The sequence below is a fragment of the Streptomyces sp. NPDC057287 genome, from assembly GCF_042667905.1.
Classification (GTDB): domain Bacteria; phylum Actinomycetota; class Actinomycetes; order Streptomycetales; family Streptomycetaceae; genus Streptomyces.
The window spans coordinates 78235-100370 of sequence record NZ_JBHUYV010000003.1 but is presented as its reverse complement, the minus strand read 5'-3'; the positions used below and the strand labels follow the sequence as shown (position 1 = coordinate 100370).

General features: G+C 70.3%; 19 protein-coding genes and 1 pseudogene. 10 read left to right on the top strand and 10 right to left on the bottom strand.

Annotated elements, in window-relative coordinates; all coding sequences use genetic code 11:
• Nucleotides 1-53 precede the first annotated feature (53 nt).
• Nucleotides 54-2483, bottom strand: a complete 2430-nt coding sequence (lon, locus tag ACFUNE_RS07020) for an endopeptidase La (protein ID WP_383563339.1) — start codon at nucleotides 2481-2483, stop codon at nucleotides 54-56.
• A gap of 372 nt (nucleotides 2484-2855) precedes the next feature.
• Here lon and ACFUNE_RS07015 point away from each other — a divergent pair, with 372 nt between their 5' ends.
• From ACFUNE_RS07015 to ACFUNE_RS06995, 5 genes are all read left to right on the top strand, one after another.
• A complete protein-coding gene (locus tag ACFUNE_RS07015; protein ID WP_383563337.1) occupies nucleotides 2856-3539 on the top strand; it encodes a spermidine synthase in 684 nt (227 codons plus the stop codon).
• Nucleotides 3540-3771: 232 nt separating this feature from the next.
• On the top strand, nucleotides 3772-4509 hold the full coding sequence (locus ACFUNE_RS07010; protein WP_014154105.1) for a response regulator transcription factor: 738 nt from the start codon (nucleotides 3772-3774) through the stop codon (nucleotides 4507-4509).
• Nucleotides 4506-5582 (top strand): ATP-binding protein, encoded by a 1077-nt coding sequence (locus tag ACFUNE_RS07005; RefSeq protein WP_383563333.1) that lies wholly within the window; start codon nucleotides 4506-4508, stop codon nucleotides 5580-5582. Before ACFUNE_RS07010 ends, ACFUNE_RS07005 begins: the two co-directional genes overlap by 4 nt.
• A gap of 260 nt (nucleotides 5583-5842) precedes the next feature.
• Nucleotides 5843-9667, top strand: coding sequence for a multifunctional oxoglutarate decarboxylase/oxoglutarate dehydrogenase thiamine pyrophosphate-binding subunit/dihydrolipoyllysine-residue succinyltransferase subunit (locus tag ACFUNE_RS07000; protein WP_383563331.1), 3825 nt, complete (start codon nucleotides 5843-5845; stop codon nucleotides 9665-9667).
• Between the two features lie 90 nt (nucleotides 9668-9757).
• Complete coding sequence (locus ACFUNE_RS06995; protein WP_003961784.1) at nucleotides 9758-9940, top strand: DUF6104 family protein; 183 nt, start codon at nucleotides 9758-9760, stop codon at nucleotides 9938-9940.
• Here the strand turns inward: ACFUNE_RS06995 and ACFUNE_RS06990 are convergent, their stop codons facing one another.
• A complete protein-coding gene (locus ACFUNE_RS06990; RefSeq protein WP_383563328.1) occupies nucleotides 9941-10819 on the bottom strand; it encodes a hypothetical protein in 879 nt (292 codons plus the stop codon). It lies immediately after the preceding gene.
• A 168-nt stretch (nucleotides 10820-10987) separates the two neighbouring features.
• On the opposite strand from ACFUNE_RS06990, the gene ACFUNE_RS06985 reads away from it, so the two are divergent.
• Nucleotides 10988-11845 carry a DUF4097 domain-containing protein gene (locus tag ACFUNE_RS06985; protein WP_383563325.1) on the top strand — a complete coding sequence of 286 codons (858 nt, stop codon included), beginning with the start codon at nucleotides 10988-10990 and terminating at the stop codon, nucleotides 11843-11845.
• A 1-nt stretch (nucleotide 11846) separates the two neighbouring features.
• Nucleotides 11847-12824 carry a helix-turn-helix transcriptional regulator gene (locus ACFUNE_RS06980; RefSeq protein ID WP_383563322.1) on the top strand — a complete coding sequence of 326 codons (978 nt, stop codon included), beginning with the start codon at nucleotides 11847-11849 and terminating at the stop codon, nucleotides 12822-12824.
• A gap of 117 nt (nucleotides 12825-12941) precedes the next feature.
• Here the strand turns inward: ACFUNE_RS06980 and ACFUNE_RS06975 are convergent, their stop codons facing one another.
• The 5 genes and pseudogenes from ACFUNE_RS06975 to ACFUNE_RS06955 all read right to left on the bottom strand — a co-directional run bounded on the left by ACFUNE_RS06975 (nucleotide 12942) and on the right by ACFUNE_RS06955 (nucleotide 16613).
• Nucleotides 12942-13514 carry a Clp protease N-terminal domain-containing protein gene (locus tag ACFUNE_RS06975; RefSeq protein ID WP_383563319.1) on the bottom strand — a complete coding sequence of 191 codons (573 nt, stop codon included), beginning with the start codon at nucleotides 13512-13514 and terminating at the stop codon, nucleotides 12942-12944.
• A complete protein-coding gene (locus tag ACFUNE_RS06970; protein ID WP_033298277.1) occupies nucleotides 13514-13723 on the bottom strand; it encodes a sigma factor-like helix-turn-helix DNA-binding protein in 210 nt (69 codons plus the stop codon). Before ACFUNE_RS06970 ends, ACFUNE_RS06975 begins: the two co-directional genes overlap by 1 nt.
• 31 nt (nucleotides 13724-13754) lie before the next feature.
• Nucleotides 13755-14195 (bottom strand): annotated as a pseudogene (locus tag ACFUNE_RS06965) (GNAT family N-acetyltransferase).
• A complete protein-coding gene (locus tag ACFUNE_RS06960; RefSeq protein WP_383563316.1) occupies nucleotides 14195-15157 on the bottom strand; it encodes a zinc-binding dehydrogenase in 963 nt (320 codons plus the stop codon). The pseudogene ACFUNE_RS06965 and the gene ACFUNE_RS06960 overlap by 1 nt, the downstream one beginning before the upstream one ends.
• 220 nt (nucleotides 15158-15377) lie before the next feature.
• Complete coding sequence (locus ACFUNE_RS06955; RefSeq protein ID WP_383563313.1) at nucleotides 15378-16613, bottom strand: NADP-dependent malic enzyme; 1236 nt, start codon at nucleotides 16611-16613, stop codon at nucleotides 15378-15380.
• Between the two features lie 522 nt (nucleotides 16614-17135).
• Between ACFUNE_RS06955 and ACFUNE_RS06950 the strand changes: the two genes are divergently transcribed.
• The 3 genes from ACFUNE_RS06950 to ACFUNE_RS06940 are packed head-to-tail and all read left to right on the top strand — an operon-like array spanning nucleotide 17136 to nucleotide 19852.
• Entirely contained in the window at nucleotides 17136-18098 is a 963-nt protein-coding gene (locus tag ACFUNE_RS06950) for an ABC transporter substrate-binding protein (protein ID WP_383563310.1), read from the top strand.
• A 27-nt stretch (nucleotides 18099-18125) separates the two neighbouring features.
• Nucleotides 18126-19094, top strand: coding sequence for an amino acid ABC transporter permease (locus ACFUNE_RS06945; protein ID WP_383563307.1), 969 nt, complete (start codon nucleotides 18126-18128; stop codon nucleotides 19092-19094).
• Nucleotides 19091-19852 (top strand): amino acid ABC transporter ATP-binding protein, encoded by a 762-nt coding sequence (locus ACFUNE_RS06940; protein WP_383563304.1) that lies wholly within the window; start codon nucleotides 19091-19093, stop codon nucleotides 19850-19852. Before ACFUNE_RS06945 ends, ACFUNE_RS06940 begins: the two co-directional genes overlap by 4 nt.
• A 63-nt stretch (nucleotides 19853-19915) precedes the next feature.
• Here the strand turns inward: ACFUNE_RS06940 and ACFUNE_RS06935 are convergent, their stop codons facing one another.
• The 3 genes from ACFUNE_RS06935 to ACFUNE_RS06925 all read right to left on the bottom strand — a co-directional run bounded on the left by ACFUNE_RS06935 (nucleotide 19916) and on the right by ACFUNE_RS06925 (nucleotide 22108).
• Nucleotides 19916-20692 (bottom strand): hypothetical protein, encoded by a 777-nt coding sequence (locus ACFUNE_RS06935; protein WP_383563301.1) that lies wholly within the window; start codon nucleotides 20690-20692, stop codon nucleotides 19916-19918.
• Entirely contained in the window at nucleotides 20689-21192 is a 504-nt protein-coding gene (locus ACFUNE_RS06930) for a SigE family RNA polymerase sigma factor (protein WP_383563298.1), read from the bottom strand. The genes ACFUNE_RS06935 and ACFUNE_RS06930 overlap by 4 nt, the downstream gene beginning before the upstream one ends.
• A 136-nt stretch (nucleotides 21193-21328) precedes the next feature.
• The gene (locus ACFUNE_RS06925) at nucleotides 21329-22108 is read right to left on the bottom strand and encodes a class I SAM-dependent methyltransferase (RefSeq protein ID WP_383563295.1); all 780 of its coding nucleotides are present in this window, start codon (nucleotides 22106-22108) and stop codon (nucleotides 21329-21331) included.
• Between the last annotated feature and the right edge of the window lie 28 nt (nucleotides 22109-22136).

Below are 22136 nucleotides of genomic sequence, written 5' to 3'. Positions count from 1 at the left end.
GGGCCGTCCGTACCGGCCGCGGACGTGGAGCCACGTCCGTCACAGCGTGACGCCTACGCGGCGGCCGGGAGCCTGTCCCGCGCCCTGGCCGAGGCCGGGGCCAGTGCGATCTCCAGCACCTGGCGGACGTCGGTGACCGGGTGGACCTCCAGCTTGTCGAGGACCTCGGCCGGGACGTCGTCCAGGTCGGCCTCGTTGCGCTGGGGGATCACCACGGTGGTGATGCCCGCGCGGTGGGCGGCCAGCAGCTTCTGCTTCAGGCCACCGATCGGCAGCACCCGTCCGGTCAGCGACACCTCACCGGTCATCGCCACGTCCGTGCGGACCAGCCGCCCGGAGAGCAGCGAGGCCAGCGCGGTCGTCAGGGTGATACCCGCGCTCGGTCCGTCCTTCGGGACCGCGCCCGCCGGAAAGTGGATGTGCACGCCCCGGTCCTTGAGGTCCGCGACGGGAAGCTCCAGCTCCGCACCGTGCGAGCGCAGGAAGCTCAGCGCGATCTGCGCGGACTCCTTCATCACGTCGCCCAGTTGACCGGTCAGGGTCAGTCCGGACGCGCCGGTCTCCGGGTCGGCCAGCGACGCCTCGACGAACAGCACGTCGCCGCCCGCTCCCGTCACCGCGAGCCCGGTGGCCACGCCCGGCACCGCGGTGCGGCGCTCGGCCGGGTCCTGCGCGGACTCCGGCACGTGGTGCGGTCGTCCGATCAGACCCCGCAGGTCCTCCTCGGACACCGTGGACGGGAGTTCCCGCTCACCCAGTTCGTGCTGGGCCGCGACCTTGCGGAGCAGGCGTGCGACGGCCCGCTCCAGGTTCCGCACCCCGGCCTCCCGGGTGTACTCGCCCGCCAGCTTGCGCAGTGCGGACTCGTCCAGACCGACCTCGTCCTTCTCCAGACCCGCCCGCTCCAGCTGGCGCGGGAGCAGGTGGTCCCGGGCGATGACGACCTTCTCGTCCTCGGTGTAGCCGTCCAGGGTGACCAGCTCCATGCGGTCGAGCAGTGCCTCGGGGATGGATTCGAGGACGTTGGCCGTGGCCAGGAACACGACGTCGCTGAGGTCGAGCTCGACCTCCAGGTAGTGGTCCCGGAAGGTGTGGTTCTGCGCCGGGTCGAGCACTTCGAGCAGGGCGGCCGCGGGGTCGCCGCGGAAGTCCGAACCGACCTTGTCGATCTCGTCGAGCAGGACGACCGGGTTCATCGAACCGGCCTCCTTGATCGCCCGGACGATCCGCCCCGGGAGCGCGCCGACGTACGTGCGCCGGTGGCCCCGGATCTCCGCCTCGTCCCGGACGCCGCCGAGCGCGACCCGGACGAACTTGCGCCCCATGGCGTGCGCGACGCTCTCCCCGAGGGAGGTCTTCCCCACGCCGGGTGGGCCGACCAGTGCCAGCACCGCGCCGCCGCGCCGGCCTCCGACCACACCGAGCCCGCGGTCCGCACGGCGCTTGCGCACCGCGAGGTACTCGGTGATGCGCTCCTTCACGTCCTGCAGACCCGCGTGTTCCGCGTCGAGGACCTCCTGGGCGCCGCGGATGTCGTACGCGTCCTCGGTCCGCTCGGTCCAGGGGAGCTCCAGGACGGTGTCCAGCCACGTCCGGATCCAGGACCCCTCGGGGCTCTGGTCGGAGGCGCGCTCCAGCTTCTCGACCTCCTTGAGCGCGGCCTCACGGACGTGCGCGGGGAGATCGGCGGCCTCGACGCGCGTGCGGTAGTCGCCGGACTCGTCCTCCGGATCGCCGTTGAGCTCGGAGAGCTCCTTGCGTACGGCGTCGAGCTGGCGCCGCAGCAGGAATTCGCGCTGCTGCTTGTCGACGCCCTCCTGGACGTCCTTGGCGATGGACTCGGCGACGTCCTGCTCGGCGAGGTGCTCGCCGAGCCACTGGATGGCCAGCTTCAGACGGGCGACCGCGTCCGCGGTCTCCAGGAGCTGGACCTTCTGGGCCGTGGTGAGGAAGGGCGAGTAACCGGAATTGTCGGCAAGGGCGGAGATGTCATCGATCTGCTGGACCCGGTCCACGACCTGCCAGGCTCCGCGCTTCTTCAGCCAGCTGGTCGCGAGGGCCTTGTACTCCTTGGCCAGCTCGGTGACGGAGCCGGGCAGGGGGTCGGGCAGCGCTACGTCGACACGGGTGCCCTCCACCCACAGTGCGTTGCCGGGCCCGCTCGTCCCGGCGCCGATCCGCACCCGGTCACGGGCCCGGATCAGGGCGCCCGGATCGCCGTCCGACAGGCGTCCGACCTGCTCGACGGTGCCCAGGACACCGGTCCCGGTGTAATTCCCGTCGATGCGTGGGACGAGCAGCACCTCGGGCTTGCCGCCGCCGGGCCGTGCGACGGCCTGCGCCGCCTCCACGGCTGCGCGCACCTCCGCGTCCGACAGGTCGAGCGGCACCACCATTCCGGGCAGCACGACCTCGTCGTCCAGCGGCAGCACGGGCAGGTCGATCGGCGTGGACGCCTCGGACGCGTTGGACTCTGCAGTCATGATCTCCCCTTCGGCAGGCAAGTTGAGCTATGTGGACTCAATGCTTGTGAGCCTTGGGATGTTCCCCCGAGCCTGTTCGCTCTCAGCGATCGACCGCCCCGCCTGCGCGAATCCGGTGCCGCGGCGCCCTCCCCTGCCACGCGGCACCCTCCCGTGCAACAGCGCCCCGCCGGGCGCGGCCATTCCCGGCCGCGCCACGGACCGGAGCCACAGGCGGTCCCTCAGGACGGACCCCCTCGCGGGCCGCGCCGCGACCCGCGGGGCGGAAGGCCCTCCGGAGGGCGGCATTCCGGGAATTCGCTGGTCCGGAGGAGCGGGAGCGGGGAAGGATGGCCGCCGGGAACAGTCCCGCCCGAGACCGGAGACCGCGCCATGCCAGCCACAGAGGCCCACCGGCCCATCGTCCTCGACCGGCGCGAAGGGCCGTTCGGCGAAGTCGTCCTGCGCGAGCGTGGTGACGACTTCGAGATCATCGCCAACGGATGCTTCCTGATGGACACCTCCGACGGGCGCTCCGAACGGCTCCTCGTCGACGCGGCGCTCGCCGCCCTGCCCGCCGCGCGGCCGGCCCCGTCCGTACTGATCGGCGGGCTCGGCGTCGGGTTCTCACTGGTGCGCGCCGCCGACGAGCCGCGCTGGGGCCGGATCACGGTCGTCGAGCGGGAGCAGGCCGTCGTGGACTGGCACCTCGACGGGCCGCTCGGCCGGATCTCCGGGGCGGCGCTCGCCGATCCGCGGACCGCGATCCTCGGCGCGGATCTCGTCACCCACCTCCACACGACCACGGAGCGTTACGACGCCCTGTGCCTGGACATCGACAACGGCCCCGGCTGGACCGTCACCGAGGACAACGAGAGCCTCTATTCGCCCACCGGTCTCGCGGCCTGCCGGGCGCGCCTGACGCCGGGCGGAGTCCTCGCGGTGTGGTCCGCACAGCCGTCCGCCGACTTCGGGGAAGCTCTGCGGAATGCCGGATTCCACGCAGTAACGACCGAAGAAGTAGCCGTTGCCCGAGGTGTTCCGGACGTGGTCCATCTCGCACTCCGGAAGGACTGAACCCCCACCCGGTATGCACATCCCGGTCGCGCCACGGGCCGGGCCCCACAACTGCGCCGATCCGTCTCCTTTCCGCGGGTAACACCTTCACGACGGACAACACCCTGCGTAGCCGGGAGGCGTCCTCTGCCTCTACGCTGCTGACCGGCACAAGGGATCACCGACGAAATCCACAAGCGATAACCGTGCCTCCGGGGGAATGGCCTCCGCGAGAACGGGCAGGGGCGGGGCGATGGAACAGACACACACCACCCACAACGGCGTCGCGGCCACCCCCGGGGCTCAGCGCCGGGTGCTGGTGGTCGAGGACGACGCGACAATCGTCGACGCCATTTCCGCCCGGCTGCGGGCCGAGGGCTTTCTGGTGCAGACCGCACTGGACGGCCCCGCGGCCGTGGACGCGGCCGAGGCCTGGCAGCCCGACCTGATGGTGCTCGACATCATGCTTCCCGGCTTCGACGGCCTGGAGGTCTGCCGTCGTGTGCAGGCCCAGCGTCCCGTTCCGGTGCTGATGCTCACCGCACGCGACGACGAGACCGACATGCTGGTCGGACTCGGGGTCGGCGCCGACGACTACATGACCAAGCCGTTCTCCATGCGGGAACTGGCGGCGCGGGTCCACGTCCTGCTGCGCCGGGTCGAGCGGGCAGCACTGGCCGCCGTGACACCGCGCAGCGGCATCCTCCGTCTCGGCGAGCTGGAGATCGACCACGCGCAGCGCCGCGTCCGGGTTCGCGCCGACGACGTCCACCTCACCCCGACCGAGTTCGACCTGCTGGTCTGCCTGGCCAACACCCCGCGTGCGGTGCTGTCCCGGGAGCAGCTGCTGGCCGAGGTCTGGGACTGGGCGGACGCCTCCGGGACCCGTACGGTCGACAGCCACATCAAGGCTCTGCGCCGGAAGATCGGCGCCGAGCGGATCCGCACCGTGCACGGCGTCGGCTACGCCCTGGAGACACCCGCGCCATGACGCGGCCCGGCTCAGGACTGCGGCCTTTCTCGATCAAGGCCAAGCTGGGCACGCTGGTGGTGGTCTCCGTGTTCATCACGACCGGACTGCTGATCGTCGCTCTGCGGACCAGGACCGAATTCCGGTTCATCACGGTCTTCTCGGTGATCGCCACCCTGCTGATCACCCAGTTCGTGGCGCACGGTCTGACCGCGCCGCTGGACGAGATGCGCGCCGTGGCGCGGTCGATCTCGCACGGCGACTACACGAGACGGGTGAGCGGCGCCGGACGCCGTGACGAGCTCGGGGACCTCGCGCAGACGATCAACCGCATGGCGGACGATCTGGAGGCGGAGGACCGGCACCGCAAGGAGCTGGTGGCCAATGTCTCCCACGAGCTGCGCACACCGATCGCGGCGCTCAGAGCCGTCCTGGAGAACGTGGTGGACGGGGTGTCCGCCGCGGACCCCGAGACGATGCGCACGGCCCTGAAACAGACCGAGCGCCTCGGCAGGCTGGTGGAGACCCTGTTGGACCTCTCCCGGCTGGACAACGGCGTGGTGGCCATCAAGGCGCGCCGCTTCGAGGTGTGGCCGTACCTCTCGGGCGTGCTGAAGGAGGCGAATCTCGCCGCCTCGCAGCGCCGGCTCTCGTCCGGTTCGGGCAACCACTCCCGTACGGACGTCCATCTGCACCTCGACGTGTCGCCGCCCGAGCTGACGGCGCACGCGGACGCGGAACGCCTGCACCAGGTGGTCGCCAACCTCATCGACAACGCCGTCAAGCACAGTCCGCCGCACGGCCGGGTCACCGTGCTGGCGCGGCGCGGGGAGTATCCCGAGTCGCTGGAGCTGGAGGTCATCGACGAGGGGCCCGGCATCCCGGAGGCGGAGCGCCACCGGGTCTTCGAGCGCTTCAACCGCGGCCAGGCGCCGTCCCCGCACGGCCCCGGCAGCGACGGCGGCACGGGGCTCGGGCTCGCCATCGCCCGCTGGGCTGTGGATCTGCACGGCGGGCGCATCGGGGTGGCCGAATCCGCCCGAGGCTGCCGGATCCAGGTCACTCTTCCGGGTAAGCATCACCTGCACGGTTGACCCCGCGTTCGAAGCGGAGGGACCCGTTTCTCCCTCACGGCCAGGAAAGAGATACGGTCGAGGGGGCCGTACCACCGGCCTCGCGTACCCGAAGGGCAGCGGAACCCTGCTTGTTTCCCGCCATTTCATGCGCCGAAACCCGGCTTCCGATGTGATGTGCACGACGAAGACCGGCCCGGCCTGCACGTAACGGCTCGGGAGGCGTAGCCTTGATTTCCGCTGTCCATCACCTTGTGAAGCGGAAGAGGGCGGTTGCCGCCGTGTCGTCTCAGTCCCCCAGTAACTCGAGCATCTCGACCGATCAAGAAGCAGGCTCCGGGTCCAACCCCGCTGCTGCTTTCGGCCCCAATGAGTGGCTCGTCGACGAGATCTACCAGCAGTACCTCCAGGATCCGAATTCGGTCGACCGCGCCTGGTGGGACTTCTTCGCCGACTACAAGCCGGGCACGTCCGGCACGGCGGACAAGTCCGTCCCCGCACCTGCGGGAGCGGTGACCCCGGCCCCGGCCGCCACCACCGCGAACAACACCGCTCCGGCACAGGCCGCGGCGCAGGCTCCGGCCGCACCTGCCGCGGCCCCGGCCGCGGCAGCTCCCGCTCCCGCCGCTCCTGCGGCTCCCGCGAAGACTCCCGCAGCTCCCGCCGCTCCCGCGAAGGCGGCGCCCGCCAAGGCCGCACCGGCCCCCGCGAAGACGGACGCCCCGGCCGAGGCCCCTGCGGGCCCGGAGTTCGTGACGCTGCGCGGCCCCTCGGCCGCCGTCGCGAAGAACATGAACGCCTCCCTGGAGCTGCCGACGGCCACGTCGGTCCGCGCCGTGCCGGTGAAGCTGCTCTTCGACAACCGCATCGTCATCAACAACCACCTGAAGCGGGCCCGCGGCGGGAAGATCTCCTTCACGCACCTCATCGGGTACGCGATGGTGCAGGCCCTCAAGGCCATGCCGTCGATGAACAACTCCTTCACGGTCAAGGACGGCAAGCCGACCCTGGTCAAGCCGGAGCACGTCAACCTCGGTCTGGCCATCGACCTGGTGAAGCCGAACGGCGACCGCCAGCTCGTCGTCGCGGCCATCAAGAAGGCCGAGACGCTCAACTTCTTCGAGTTCTGGCAGGCGTACGAGGACATCGTCCGCCGTGCCCGCGTCGGCAAGCTCGGCATGGACGACTTCTCCGGAGTCACCGCCTCGCTGACCAACCCCGGCGGCATCGGCACCGTCCACTCGGTGCCCCGCCTGATGCCCGGACAGGGCCTCATCATGGGCGTCGGCGCGATGGACTACCCGGCGGAGTTCCAGGGCACCTCGCAGGACACCCTGAACAAGCTGGGCATCTCCAAGGTCATGACGCTGACCTCGACGTACGACCACCGGGTCATCCAGGGTGCGGCGTCCGGCGAGTTCCTGCGCGTGCTGTCCCAGCTCCTGCTCGGCGAGAACGAGTTCTACGACGAGATCTTCAAGGCGCTGCGCATCCCCTACGAGCCGGTCCGCTGGCTCAGGGACATCGACGCCTCGCACGACGACGACGTCACCAAGGCCGCGCGGGTCTTCGAGCTGATCCACTCCTACCGGGTCCGCGGTCACGTGATGGCCGACACCGACCCGCTGGAGTACCGCCAGCGCAAGCACCCCGACCTGGACATCACCGAGCACGGCCTCACCCTGTGGGACCTGGAGCGCGACTTCGCGGTCGGCGGTTTCGCCGGCAAGACGATGATGAAGCTCCGCGACATCCTCGGCGTCCTGCGTGAGTCGTACTGCCGCACCACCGGCATCGAGTTCATGCACATCCAGGAGCCGAAGGAGCGCAAGTGGCTCCAGGACCGGGTGGAGCGCCCGCGCCCGGCACCGGAGCGCGAGGAGCAGCTGCGGATCCTGCGCCGCCTCAACGCCGCCGAGGCGTTCGAGACGTTCCTGCAGACCAAGTACGTCGGCCAGAAGCGGTTCTCGCTGGAGGGCGGCGAGTCCGTCATCCCGCTGCTCGACGCGGTCATCGACTCCGCCGCCGAGGCCCGCCTCGACGAGGTCGTCATCGGCATGGCCCACCGCGGCCGTCTGAACGTCCTGGCGAACATCGTCGGCAAGTCGTACGCGCAGATCTTCCGGGAGTTCGAGGGCAACCTCGACCCGCGGTCGATGCACGGCTCCGGCGACGTCAAGTACCACCTGGGCGCCGAGGGAACCTTCACCGGTCTGGACGGCGAGCAGATCAAGGTCTCGCTGGCCGCCAACCCCTCGCACCTGGAGGCCGTCGACCCGGTCCTCGAGGGCATCGCACGCGCCAAGCAGGACATCATCAACAAGGGCGGCACGGACTTCACGGTCCTGCCCGTCGCGCTCCACGGCGACGCGGCCTTCGCGGGCCAGGGCGTCGTCGCCGAGACGCTGAACATGTCGCAGCTGCGCGGCTACCGCACCGGCGGCACCGTGCACGTGGTGATCAACAACCAGGTCGGCTTCACCGCCGCCCCGGAGTCCTCGCGCTCCTCGATGTACGCCACGGACGTGGCACGCATGATCGAGGCGCCGATCATCCACGTCAACGGCGACGACCCGGAGGCCGTGGTCCGCGTCGCGCGGCTCGCGTTCGAGTACCGGCAGACGTTCAACAAGGACGTCGTCATCGACCTCATCTGCTACCGCCGCCGCGGTCACAACGAGGGCGACAACCCGGAGTTCACCAACCCGCAGATGTACACCCTGATCGACAAGAAGCGCTCGGTGCGCAAGCTCTACACCGAGTCCCTCATCGGTCGCGGCGACATCACGCTGGAAGAGGCCGAGCAGGCGCTCCAGGACTTCCAGGGCCAGCTGGAGAAGGTGTTCGCGGAGGTCCGCGAGGCCACCTCGGCGCCGTCCCAGCCGCATGTCCCGGACGTGCAGGCGGAGTTCCCGGTCGCGGTGAACACCTCGGTGTCCTCGGAGGTCGTCAAGCTGATCGCCGAGTCCCAGGTCAACATCCCCGACGGGATCACCGTCCACCCGCGCCTGATGCCGCAGATGCAGCGCCGCGCGGCCTCGGTGGAGAACGGCACGATCGACTGGGGCATGGGCGAGACCCTCGCCATCGGTTCGCTGCTGATGGAGGGCACCCCGGTCCGGCTCGCCGGCCAGGACACCCGCCGCGGCACGTTCGGCCAGCGTCACGCCGTGCTCGTCGACCAGAAGACCGGCGAGGACTACACCCCGCTGCTCTACCTCTCCGACGACCAGGCCCGTTACAACGTCTACGACTCGCTGCTCAGCGAGTACGCGGCGATGGGCTTCGAGTACGGCTACTCGCTGGCCCGTCCGGAGTCCCTGGTGATCTGGGAGGCCCAGTTCGGCGACTTCGTCAACGGCGCCCAGACCGTCGTGGACGAGTTCATCTCCTCGGCCGAGCAGAAGTGGGGCCAGACGTCCGGCGTCACCCTGCTCCTCCCGCACGGCTACGAGGGCCAGGGCCCGGACCACTCGTCCGCCCGCCCTGAGCGCTTCCTGCAGATGTGCGCGCAGGACAACATGACGGTCGCGATGCCGACCCTCCCGTCGAACTACTTCCACCTCCTGCGGTGGCAGGTGCACAACCCGCACCACAAGCCGCTGATCGTCTTCACCCCGAAGTCGATGCTGCGCCTCAAGGCCGCCGCGTCGAAGGCCGAGGAGTTCACCACCGGCGGCTTCCGCCCGGTGATCGGCGACGAGACGGTCAAGGCAGAAGCGGTCCGCAAGGTCGTCTTCGTCTCCGGCAAGCTCTACTACGACCTTGACGCCGAGCGCGAGAAGCGTGGCGACACGGAGACGGCGATCATCCGTCTGGAGCGTCTGTACCCCCTGCCGGGTGCCGAGATCCAGGCAGAGATCGCCAAGTACCCGAACGCCGAGAAGTACCTCTGGGCGCAGGAGGAGCCGGCGAACCAGGGTGCGTGGCCGTTCATCGCGCTCAACCTGATCGACCACCTGGACCTGGCCGTCGGCGCCGATGTGCCGCACGGTGAGCGCCTGCGCCGCATCTCGCGTCCGCACGGCTCGTCCCCGGCGGTCGGCTCGGCCAAGCGCCACCAGGCCGAGCAGGCCCAGCTGGTCGCCGAGGTCTTCGAGGCCTGATCAGCGGCTGTACGCCACCGGAGGGCCCGGCCCCGCGAGATGCTCGCGGGGCCGGGCCCTCCGGCTTTCCGGCCTCGTTATTCTGGTCCCATGTACTTCACTGACCGTGGCATCGAGGAACTGGAGAAGCGGCGCGGCGAGGAAGAGGTCACTTTCGAGTGGCTCGCCGAGCAGCTGCGTACGTTCGTCGACCTCAACCCCGACTTCGAGGTGCCCGTCGAGCGCCTCGCCACCTGGCTGGCCCGGCTGGACGACGAGGACGAGGACGAGTAGTCACCTTCCGGGAGTTGCTCCGCCCGCACCCCTGAAGTGGTTGTACGCGAGCCCGAGCACGCCCTGCACGAGAAGGACCAGGCCCGCCGCGATCCAGCCGCCGCTGCGCCGGCGCGCTCCCCACAGAGTGAGCGGAAGCCCTGCGGCGACCTGGGCCGAGGCCGCCGCACGAGCCCTCGGACCGAACACCCAGGGGCCGAGGCTGCCGCTCTCGACCGCGTCGAGTTCCACGCGTACGGCATCGCGCCAGCCGGCCCACTCGATCTGTTCCGCCCGCGGGAGGACCCGGGCGACCGAGCGCAGCCGGTCGGCGGGCTCGCCGGGCGTGAGGCCGGGGGGCAGTTCCACCCCTGCCCGGGTGAGCACGGCGAGAAGTCCGCGCAGCCGGGCGTCGGCGTCCGCCGCCGGGTCCGCCCGGGTCAGCTCCTCCAGCGCCTGGACGTCCAGGACGGGGTCGAGGCCGAGCCGGACGGCAGACGTCCGCATGGCTTCCTCCTCGGCGGCCGGGGTGCCGTCGGCAAGCCAGATGTAGCCGACGGGGCGGCGGAATCCGGAGGCCAGGGTGTACCCGGACCGGTCGCCGTCCCACCACAGTGCGAGCACCGGCCAGGTCGAGCCCACCGCGAGTGCGGTGGCCCAGCCGCCGACGACACGGTCGACGGGTTCCGTGCCCCCGTCCGCCGTGCTCCCCTCGCCCGCCGTTCCCGCACCGCCCTCCCGGCCGTACTTCCGCCAGGGCTTCCCCTCGGGGACGAGCACGCTCCAGCCGTCCCCGGCGGGCACGAGCAGCATGCGCTCCTGCAGCAGATGGGCCACGGGCCGTACGGTCTCGGGGTCGGCCCGGCACAGCAGCAGGGCGCCCACGGATGTCGCGGTCATGTCCCACACGCTAGGGCACTTTGCACCTTGATGAGCGATTTGATCTGCTCACTCATGGCCGCACGGGCGCACTTTCGACTCTCCCTTGACTTCTCCGATCCGCGATATATCGTGTTCTTGAGAAGACGCGATATATTGCGTCACGCCACCCAGCGGGAGGTCAGATCCATGCCCGAGACGACGTGGTCCGTCGCCGAGCCCCGGAGGCTCACCTTCGACGAGCCGGTGACAGCAGTCGCCGTGCGCATCGTCGACGGTGCGATCAATGTCGTCGGCACGGACGAACCGGGCGCCCGGCTGGAGGTGTCCGCGATCGACGGGCCACCGCTGATCGTGGCCCTTCGGGACGGCACCCTCACCGTCACCTATGAGGACCTGCCCTGGCAGGGGCTCCGTACCTGGCTCGATCAACGCCGTCCGCGCCGCAGCGCCGTGGTCTCCCTCGTCGTGCCCGCGGGCGCGACGGTGGAGGTAGGCGCGGTCGGGGCCGAGGCGGTCGTCTCGGGAATCCGGGGGCGCACCGAGCTGAGGGGCGTCTCGGGCGACAGCACCCTGGTAGGACTCTCCGGAGCTGTCCGGGCCGAGACCGTGTCCGGCAGTCTGGAGGCCCAGGCCGTGACCGGCGGCCTTCACTTCCAGTCCGTGTCGGGCGATCTGACGGTCGTCGAGGGCGCCGGCACCTCGGTTCGCGCGGAGTCCGTCACCGGCCACATGGTGCTCGATCTCGACACCTCGCCGAAGCCCACGGACATCAGGCTGACCTCGGTGTCCGGGGAGATCGCCATCCGGCTGCCGCACCCGGCGGACGCGAAGGTCGAGGCGAACACCGCCGGCGGCACCCTCTCCAGCGCCTTCGAGGACCTGCGTGTGCACGGTCAGTGGGGCGCCAAGAAGATCACCGGGACTCTGGGAGCGGGCACGGGGAAGCTGAAGGCGACCACCGTCTCGGGTTCGATCGCCCTGCTGCGCCGTCCCCCCGCCCAGGACAACACCCACGATGCCGAGCCGACCGGAAAGGTGCTCTGACATGGCCCCCGTATTCGCCCACGGCCGCCTCCGCCTCTACCTCCTCAAGCTGCTGGACGAGGCCCCGCGCCATGGGTACGAGGTGATCCGCCTCCTGGAGGAGCGATTCCAGGGGCTGTACGCGCCGTCGGCCGGCACCGTGTACCCCCGGCTGGCCAAGCTCGAGGCCGAAGGCCTGGTCACCCACGCCACCGAGGGCGGCCGCAAGGTCTACTCCATCACCGATGCCGGACGTGCCGAGCTGGCCGGCCGGGGCGGCGAGCTGGCCGACCTGGAGCTGGAGATCCGGGAGTCCGTCTCCGAGCTCGCCGCCGAGATCCGTGAGGACGTGCGGGGCGCGGCGGGCCAGCTCCGCAGCGAGATGCGTGCCGCGGCCTCCGAGTCCCGCCACACCTCTTCCGGCGCCAGGAGCGGCTGGGATCCCGGCTTCGGGGAGAAGGAGGCCTGGCACACGGCGAAGGAGGAGCTGCGCAAGGCCAAGCAGGAGTGGAAGGAGCAGGCCCGCAGGGCGAAGGACGAGTCCCGCAAGGCCCGTGAGGACGCCGAGCAGGCCCGCCGTCAGGCCCGGGAGGCGCACGAGAAGGCGCGGGAGCAGATGCAGAACGCCGCGCGCCAGGTCCAGGAGCACTTCGCGCGGGGCGACTGGCCCGCAGGTGTGCGCGACGGACTGGCAGAGATCACCGGCCAGCTCGGTGGCTTCGCCAGGACCGGCACCTGGCCCTCGTACAGCCGGCCGGCACCCGAGGAGCCGGACATCGAGTGGGCGGCCGACACCACCGGCACCGGCGATCCGGCCCGCGACCTGGACCGCCTGCTGGACCGATTCCGTGACGACATCCGAGACGCGGCCCGGGACCGCGGTGTCACCGAGGCCCAGCTCACGGAGGCCCGCAGCCACTTGGCCGCGGCCGCAACCCGGATCGATTCGCTGCTGCAGCGTGCCTCCGGTGAGGCAAAGGACGCTTCCGGCACGTCCTGACCCGCAGGTGTAAGCGCCGCGCCGGCCGGACGCCTCCGGCCGGCGCGGGGCGGTCCGGCGGGCCCGGGACCGGCCGGCACGGCACGGTGGGGCACGGCCCGGCGAGGTGGGGCGCGGTCAGCTCGCCCGGGCCTGTCCCTTGCCCTCGTCCCCGTACAGCGCGCGTTCCACCGTCGCGTAGGTCGCTCCGTGTTCGGCGAGAACGTCGGCGACGACGCCGGGGCAGGCGGTCAGGGCCAACAGCAGGTGCTCCTCCCCGATGAAGCGGTCGCGTCGGCCAAGGGCGACGCGCAAGGACTTCTCCAGGGTGCTCTTGGCGCCACTCGTGAAGGGGCGGCGCCCGGTCCGCCACCGGCGGTTCCCCAGGGCGCCCGCCAGCACCCCTTCGCCATGGGCGTCCTCGACCCGGGCCACGATCTCGCTGACATCGATGCCGATGCCCGCGAGAGCCTCGGTGTCGGCTCTGGTGAGTCCGCCTCGGCGGCGGGCCTCCACCAGCGCCGTCTCCATGGAGGCGCGCCGGTCGGCAAGCCCCAGGGCAGCTACGGCGAAGGAGGCCCGGCTGCCCTCCTGGTCCAGCAGGGAGAGCAGCAGGTGCTCCTCCGTGACCGAGTCCGCCCCGGACCGCTCCGCATGGGTCACCGCGCCGGTCACGACGGCCCGGGCACCTTTGGTGAATCGCTCGAACATCAATGCCTCCCGTACTTCTTGTGCACGGCCTGCCTGCTGACGCCCAGCTCGGCAGCGATCTCCTGCCACGACCACCCCTGGACACGGGCGCTTCTCACCTGGACGGCTTCGAGTTGTTCGAGCAGACGCCGCAGTGCCGCGACGGCCCGCAGCCCGACTCGCGGGTCGTGGTCACCGGCGCGTGCGGCGAGATCCGTTGCTTCGGTCATGCCGTCAACTTACGTTGACACCAGAACTGTGTCAACCGTCATTGACACAGTCGGTGGCGAGGCGGGCGTGGCGCTCCACGTCGTACCGGACGTCCCCGTAGCGGAGCTTCTCCCGGTCGACGCCCTCCGGGACGGAGCCGGCCCCGCACGGCCACGGCGCAGGACGCTGGGTTGTTCGTCCTGTGTCCGAGCTCCAGCCGGTGTCGTGGACATGATTCACCGACGCCACGGCCACGTGTCCCAGAGGGGCTCCGTCCCGGACGACGGCCCAGGCGTAGGCCTTGCCGCCGGCCCGTTCGGCCTCCCGCTCCGCGATCCACTCCAGCGCCTCGGCGGTGGTCGTCACCGACCGGCCCGCCTGCCGCGCCATCTCCAGGGACGAGAAGGCGCGGAGTGCCGCCCCGGCGTCGGTGGACCGCCAGGGCCTCAGCAGCAGGCCGTCGGGTGCCGACAGCTCCCCCGGCGCTTTCATCAGAGGGTCAGGACGATCTTTCCGAACAGGTCTCCGGCGGCGAGCCGCTCGAAGCCTTCGCGGGCGCGGTCCAGTGGCAGCGTCTCGTCGATGACGGGCCGCACACCGGTGGCCGCGCAGAACGACAGCAGGTCTTCCAGTTCGTCCTTGGAACCCATCGTCGAGCCGACGATCTTGAGCTCCAGGAAGAAGATGCGGGTCAGTTCGGCGTGCGAGGGCCGGTCGCCGCTGGTGGCGCCCGAGATGACCAGGGTGCCGCCGGGCCGCAGCGACTTGACCGAGTGGGACCAGGTCGCGGCACCGACGGTCTCGATGACGGCGTCGACGCGCTGCGGCAGCCGCGCGCCCGGCTCGTAGGCCTCGAGGGCGCCCAGCTCGACGGCCCGCTTGCGCTTGGCCTCGTCACGGCTGGTGGCGAACATCCGCAGCCCGGCGGCCTTGCCGAGCACGATCGCGGCGGTGGCCACACCGCCGCCGGCGCCCTGCACGAGGACGGAGTCGCCGGGTCGCACCCCCGCGTTGGTGAACAGCATCCGGTAGGCCGTCAGCCAGGCGGTCGGCAGACAGGCGGCCTGCTCGAAGGTGAGCTCCTTCGGCTTGGGCAGCACGTTCCAGCTGGGAACGGTCACCTGCTCCGCGAAGGTGCCCTGATAGCGCTCGGTGAGGATGGAGCGCGGCTCGTCCGGGCCGACACCGTGCCCCGTCTGGCCGATGACGGAGTGCAGGACGACCTCGTTGCCGTCCTGGTCGACACCCGCCGCGTCGCAGCCGAGGATCATGGGCAGCTTGTCCTCGGCCAGGCCGACGCCTCGCAGGGACCAGAGGTCGTGGTGGTTGAGAGAGGCGGCCCTCACCCGGACGGTGGTCCACCCGGACCGCGCCTCGGGCGCCGGGCGTTCGCCCAGTTCGAGTCCGTCGAGGGGCCGGTCACGGTCGATGCGGGCTGCGTAGGCGGCGAACATGGCCACGACGATAGGCCGTGACCCGCCGTGACGTAACCGTTCGAAGGTGTGACACACGCCCCAGCTCACCGGTGGGTGAGAGGACGCCCGGCGCGGAACGGCCCGTCGGCCACCGGACGGAGGTCCGGGAGTGGCCGACGGGCCGGGGCACCGCTGTCACTTCAGGAAGGGGCGCCCCGCGAGCCCGCAGGGGCCCGGCTGCGAGGAGCCCCGTCCGGGGTCAGCGCCTTGCGACACCCTCGGCGCGGGCCGCGGCGGCCACCGCCGCGGTGACGGCGGGAGCGACCCGCTCGTCGAACGGCGAGGGGATCACGTAGTCCGCGGCCAGCTCGTCACCGACGACGTCCGCCAGCGCGTTCGCCGCGGCGATCTTCATGCCCTCGGTGATCCGGGAGGCCCGCACCTGCAGCGCGCCCGCGAAGATACCGGGGAACGCCAGCACGTTGTTGATCTGGTTCGGGTAGTCCGACCGCCCGGTCGCCACCACGGCCGCGTACTTGTGCGCGACGTCGGGGTGGACCTCGGGGTTCGGGTTGGCCATGGCGAACACGAACGCACCGGGCGCCATCGAGGCCACGGCCGGCTCCGGGACCGTACCGCCGGAGACTCCGATGAAGACGTCGGCGCCGGCCAGCGCCGTCTCCAGCGAACCGGTGATGCCCGCCCGGTTCGTGATCTCCGCCAGTTCGCGCTTGACGTCCGTGAGGTCGTCGCGGTCGCCGCTGACGATGCCCTTGCGGTCGGCCACGGCGACGTCGCCGATGCCGGCCTCCAGCAGGAACTTCGCGATGGCCACGCCTGCCGCACCGGCACCGGAGATGACGGCGCGCAGGTCACCGAGCGTCCGGCCGGACAGCTTCGCCGCGTTGCGCAGGGCCGCGAGGGTCACGACGGCGGTGCCGTGCTGGTCGTCGTGGAAGACGGGGATGTCGAGACGCTCCTGGAGCTTCCGCTCGATCTCGAAGCACCGGGGCGCCGAGATGTCCTCCAGGTTGACCCCGCCGAAGGAGGGCGCGAGGCGCACGACGGTGTCGACGATCTCGTCCGCGTCGGTCGTGGCGAGCGCGATCGGCACCGCGTCGACCCCGCCGAACTGCTTGAAGAGAATCGCTTTGCCCTCCATCACCGGGAGGGAGGCCTCGGGACCGATGTCCCCCAGGCCGAGGACGGCGGTGCCGTCCGTCACGACGGCCACGACCTGTGACTTCCAGGTGTAGTCGTGGACGAGCTCGGGATGCTCGGCGATGGCGCTGCACACCTTGGCCACGCCGGGCGTGTACGCGAGGGACAGGTCGTCCTTGTCACGGATCGGGACGGTGGCCTGCACGGCCATCTTCCCGCCGCGGTGGAGGGCGAAGGCCGGATCGAAGGGCTCGTCCGCGCCGATGGGTCCGGCCGTCCCGGCCGTGCCGTGCGTCTTGCTGTCGCTGCGAGGATTGACGATCTCCGCTGCCATTGTGTTGACCCCTTAAGTCTTCATCAGTTGAGGGTGGCCACTCCTGGTTGAGGAGGGGTGGGCGGGCACCGCGTACGTTCCCGGCACTGAGCGGTTGGCCCGCTCCGGCAGGGGAGACACGTACGCGCGGGCGCGCCGCACACGCGCCCTGAGCCCCGGATGAGGGGTGTAAAGGTCTTTCTTACCGGACGGACCGGGCCTCTTACGAGTCGGTATCGACTCGGTGACATGACTCATAGCCGAATATCTGGACAAGTCCACTAAGGGCTACAAAGGCCGTCCGTAGGTCGAGACGCACCGGAGATTCTCCGGAGGAGCGCTGACTTTCCAGCAGATGGTCCGGCCTTGCAGTACCGGCCCGCTGAGCTTCGGGGGTCACCCGTTACCCGATTTTGACATGCCCGGCCCCCTGATCGGGTGAGTCCGAATGGCAAGATGCCCTAATCACACAAGGTGGCGACACCCGAAGGTGCGTGCGTACCCACCTGACCAGCATTCCCTCACCGCCGGAGGATTCCGATCATGACCGCAAGCATTCTCTGTCGTTCGACCGCGAAGTCCCGGATTGCGGCGGTCTGCGCAGTCGCGGTCGCCGGCACCCTGCTGCTGACCGCCTGTGGCGACCAGACCGACAGCGGTTCGACGAAGACCGGTGGCGACACCGCTTCCAAGAACAGCGCGCCGCTCTTCGGCAAGCTGCCCGAGAAGTACCAGAAGGCCGGTGTCATCAAGGTCGGCACGAATGCCGAGTACGCCCCGATGGAATCCGTCGAGAACGGCAAGATCGTCGGTGTCGACCCGGACCTCGCCGAGGCCCTCGGCAAGCAGCTGGGCGTGAAGTTCGAATTCACCTCCGGTTCCTTCGACGGCCTGATCACCGCACTGAACACCGGCCGCCACGACATCGCCATGTCGTCCATCACGGACAACCCGCAGCGTCAGCAGGGCCTGGACGACAACGGCAAGAAGCTCGGCAAGGGCGTCGACTTCGTCGACTACTTCCTGGCCGGTACCGCCGTCTACACCAAGAAGGGCAACCCCGAGGGCATCAAGTCCATCGAGGACCTCTGCGGCAGGAGCGCGGCCGTCCAGCGCGGCACCACGTACGAGAAGGCCCTGAAGAAGCAGTCGAAGACCTGCACGGACGGCGGCGAGAAGGCCATCGACATCCAGTCCTTCGAGAACGACACCGAGGCCCAGACCCGCGTGAAGTCGGGCGGCGCCGTCGCCGGTGTCAACGACTACCCGGTCGCCCTCGACCTGGCCCGCAAGGCCAACGGCGGCAAGGACTTCGAGGTCGTCGGCGAGCAGGTCGACGCCGGCCCGTTCGGCATCGCGGTGAACAAGGACAACACCGAGCTGCGCGACGCCCTGAAGGAAGCCGTGGACGCGATCATCGCCGACGGCTCCTACAAGAAGGTGCTCGACAAGTGGGGTGCCGGCACCGGCGCGATCGACAAGGCCGTCGTCAACGGCGGCAAGTGACCCGCGCACCATCGAAGGGCAGTCACCATGACTGACAAGATCGACAAGGTGCCCGGCGGCCCATCGGTCGCCGCCGCACCCGTCTCCAAGGCGACCACCGTCGCACCGGAGGCCATCAAGGCGATACCCGTCCGGCACTTCGGCCGCTGGATCAGCGGCGTGGTCGTGGTCGCACTCCTGGCCGCCCTGGTCTACGCCTTCTCCCAGGGCGACATCCAGTGGCAGGCCGTCCAGGACAAGCTGTTCGACGACACCGTTCTCGCGGGAGCGGGCCGCACACTGATGATCAGTGTGCTCGCCATGGTCCTCGGTGTGGTCCTGGGTGTGGTGCTCGCCGTCATGCGGCTCTCCAGGAACCCGGTGACCAGCTGGGTCGCCTGGCTGTACATCTGGTTCTTCCGCGGCACTCCGGTCTACGTGCAGCTGCTGCTCTGGTTCAACCTGGCCCTGATCTTCCCGGTCCTCAACATCCCGTTCGTCTACAAGGACGAGATGACCGATGTGATGACGCCGTTCATGTGCGCCCTGCTGGGCCTCGCGCTCAACGAGGCCGCCTACATGGCGGAGATCGTCCGGGCGGGCATCCAGTCGGTGGACGAGGGCCAGACCGAGGCTTCGCACGCACTCGGCATGACCCAGGCGAAGACCATGCGCCGGGTGGTGCTGCCGCAGGCGCTGCGCGTCATCATCCCGCCGACCGGCAACGAGTTCATCAACATGCTGAAGACCTCGTCCCTGGTCTACGCGGTGACCTACAACGAGCTGCTGCGCTCCACGTCGCAGATCGGGTCGACCTCGTACGCGGTGATGGAGATGCTCTTCGTCGCGTCCATCTGGTACATCGTCATGACCAGCGTGTTCAGCGTGGGCCAGTACTACCTGGAGCGCCGCTACGCCAGGGGCACACTGCGGAGCCTGCCGCTGACCCCCTTCCAGCGCGCCAAGCTCGCCCTCACCTCCTTCAGCAACCGTCCCTCGGGGGGTGTTTCCGCATGACCGCCATGGTGAAGGCCGAGGGTGTACACAAGTCCTTCGGCGCCGCGCACATCCTCAAGGGCATCGACCTGGAGGTCGCCCCGCGTGAGGTCTTCTGCCTGATCGGACCGTCCGGTTCCGGCAAGTCGACGTTCCTGCGGTGCATCAACCACCTCGAGCAGATCAACGCCGGCCGGCTGTACGTCGACGGCGACCTGGTCGGCTACCGCCAGAAGGGCGACAAGCTCTACGAGCTCAGGGACAGCGAGGTCGCGCTGAAGCGCCGGGACATCGGCATGGTCTTCCAGCGCTTCAACCTGTTCCCGCACATGACGGCCATCGAGAACGTCATGGAGGCGCCGATCCAGGTCAAGGGCGAGGCCAAGGCCGTCGCCCGGGCCCGCGCGGAGCGGCTGCTGGACCGGGTGGGCCTGTCCGACAAGGCGAAGAACTATCCGTCCCAGCTCTCCGGCGGCCAGCAGCAGCGCGTGGCGATCGCGCGCGCCCTGGCCATGGAGCCGAAGCTGATGCTCTTCGACGAGCCCACCTCGGCGCTCGACCCGGAGCTGGTCGGCGACGTCCTGGACGTCATGCGCGGACTGGCCGAGGACGGCATGACGATGATCGTCGTCACCCACGAGATGGGCTTCGCCCGTGAGGTCGGCGACGCGCTGGTCTTCATGGACGACGGCGTGGTGGTCGAGTCCGGCCACCCGCGCGACGTCCTGACGAATCCGCAGCACGACCGGACGAAGTCCTTCCTGTCCAAGGTGCTGTAAGCGGCCGAGGACGCGGAAGAGGGCGGTGCGGCCTCCGGGCCGCACCGCCCTCTCGCGTGTCCGCTATCCCTTCGGCAGCAGCTCGGGCCGCAGCAGCAGGTCGCGCAGCTCCTTCCGGCCGAGCGGCGGCGCCTCGAGCAGCGGCCCCTGGGACCGCTCGCCGAGATAGCCCGTGCTGGACCGCGCGGCCAGCACCGAACCGTCCTTCAGCGTCAGCCGGCCGACGATCTCACGCCCCCACCGGGGTGTGCCCCCGTCCCCGTAATCCATCGAGTCGCCCCAGGTCGTCAGGGTGCTGCCGTCCGGCAGCTCCTCACGGACACAGTCCGAGCGGGGTGGTTCCGCGCCCCGGGTCACGCAGAGGTCGCGCTGCCCGGTCCCGCCGCCGAGCTTCTTGACCACAGCGGCGTGTTCCATGAGGTGCAGGACGAGGTAGCCGGCCCCTTCGCCCCGCCGGACGAGGTACTCCCCGTCCAGCGGCCCCACGTACGTCGTCCTCGCCTGCTCCGGCGTCGCCCCCTTGATCAGAACGGCCAGTGACACCTGCTCGACGCGGCCCACGCCCGACGGCAGCAGCGCGGCCAGGCGTTCCGCCTTTCCCTCTGAGCCGGTCTCCCCCTCCGGTGCGGCGGCCACGGCGGCGTGTCCCGTCCTGGGTCCGTCCGCGGAGCCGGGCAGCGCGACCGCACCGGTGACGACGACCGCGAGCGCGGCCGCCGACACCGCGGCCCTTCGCCTGAACCTCACCCTGGCGGCTCGCGCGTACACCGCCTCGGTCGAGCCCGTGGAGCGCCCCGCGGGCCCGGCGGCCCGCTCCAGCAGTTCGTGCACGTCGTTCATACGAGTTCCTCCGCCATGTCCGCAGCCATCCCGACGCGCAGCGCCGCCAGCCCCCGAGCCGTGTGGCTCTTGACCGTGTTCTCCCGCATCCCGAGCAGCTCGGCCGTGGCCTCGACACTCAGGTCCTCCCAGTAGCGCAGCACCAGAACCGCCCGCTGCCTTGCCGTCAGCCGGGCCAGCGCGGCCCGGACCATCAGGCCGGTGTCCGAATCGGCCTGGTCGCCCGCGTGGTCGGGCAGATCGGCGTACGGGCGCTCACGCCGCCAGAAGCGTCGGCGCGCGGCGATGTGGGTGTTGACCAGGGTCTTGCGTGCGTACGCCTCGATGTTGTCGAGCCGTCCGTGCCTCCTGCCTCCGAGCACGACCTTGACCAGGGTCGTCTGGACCAGGTCCTCGGCCTCGTGCCGGTCTCCGCACAGCAGATAGGCGCTGCGGAACAGTGCCGTGCGTCTGCCCTCCACGAACGCGTGCAGCGCGGCGTCGTCGTCGATCCGCGTCATCGGCGCCCCCTCCCGGGTCCGCGGATGCGGACCGTCTCACCCTTCCAGTGCGTCGGGAGGGGCGACAGGTTGCGGCTGCCGGCGGAAACAGGAAGAGGGGCGGCCGGAGCCGCCCCTCTTCCTGTTTCCGCGCGCCCTACTTCACGGCGAGCACCAAGCTGTCCGACGGCGAGGCCCAGACGGCCCGTGCCTCACCGAAGCCGGCCTCGCGGAGGGTGCGGGCGTGCCAGTCGGCGGACGGCATGTCGCCGTCCGCGTGCTCGCCGTAGATCTCGTAGCGCTCGGCGGTGGGTGCCGCGAGGACCGGGTCCTTCGCCGCCAGGGCCCACCACTCCCGCCAGTCCACGGCCCCTTCGGCCTTGGCACGGTCCATGGCCGCGTGCCGGTGGGCACGTTCGGCGGCGTTGATGCGGGGGGTGCCCGTGTCGATCATGTGGTCCGCGTTCATGAAGACCCCGCCGTCCCTGACCACTCCGCCGATCTGCCGGTACAGAGCTGCGAGCGGTTCGCTGTGCAGCCAGTGCAGGGCGGTGGCGGTGAGCACGGCGTCGTAGGAGGTGTGGGGCAGCCGCCCGGTCCAGGCGGCGTCCTTCAGGTCGGCGGTCACGAAGGTGACCCGGTCGTCGCCCTCGAAGGTGCCGCGCGCGATGGCGAGCAGCGCGGGGTCCAGGTCGACGCCGGTGCTGGTGGCGTTGGGGAACCGCTTGAGGAGCCGGTCCGTGATACTGCCCGTACCGCACGCGAGGTCGAGCACTCTCGGTTCGGGCCCCACCACGGCCTCGACCATGTCCAGCATCACCCGGAACCGCTCCTCGCGGTCCGGCATGTACCACTCCTGCTGCCGGTCCCAGCTCTCCTGCCAGGACTGCCAGTCGGTGCCCGTCGCCGTCACTCGAACCTCCACCTGTACACGCATTCGTAAGACCTGTTAGCCACGACCACCT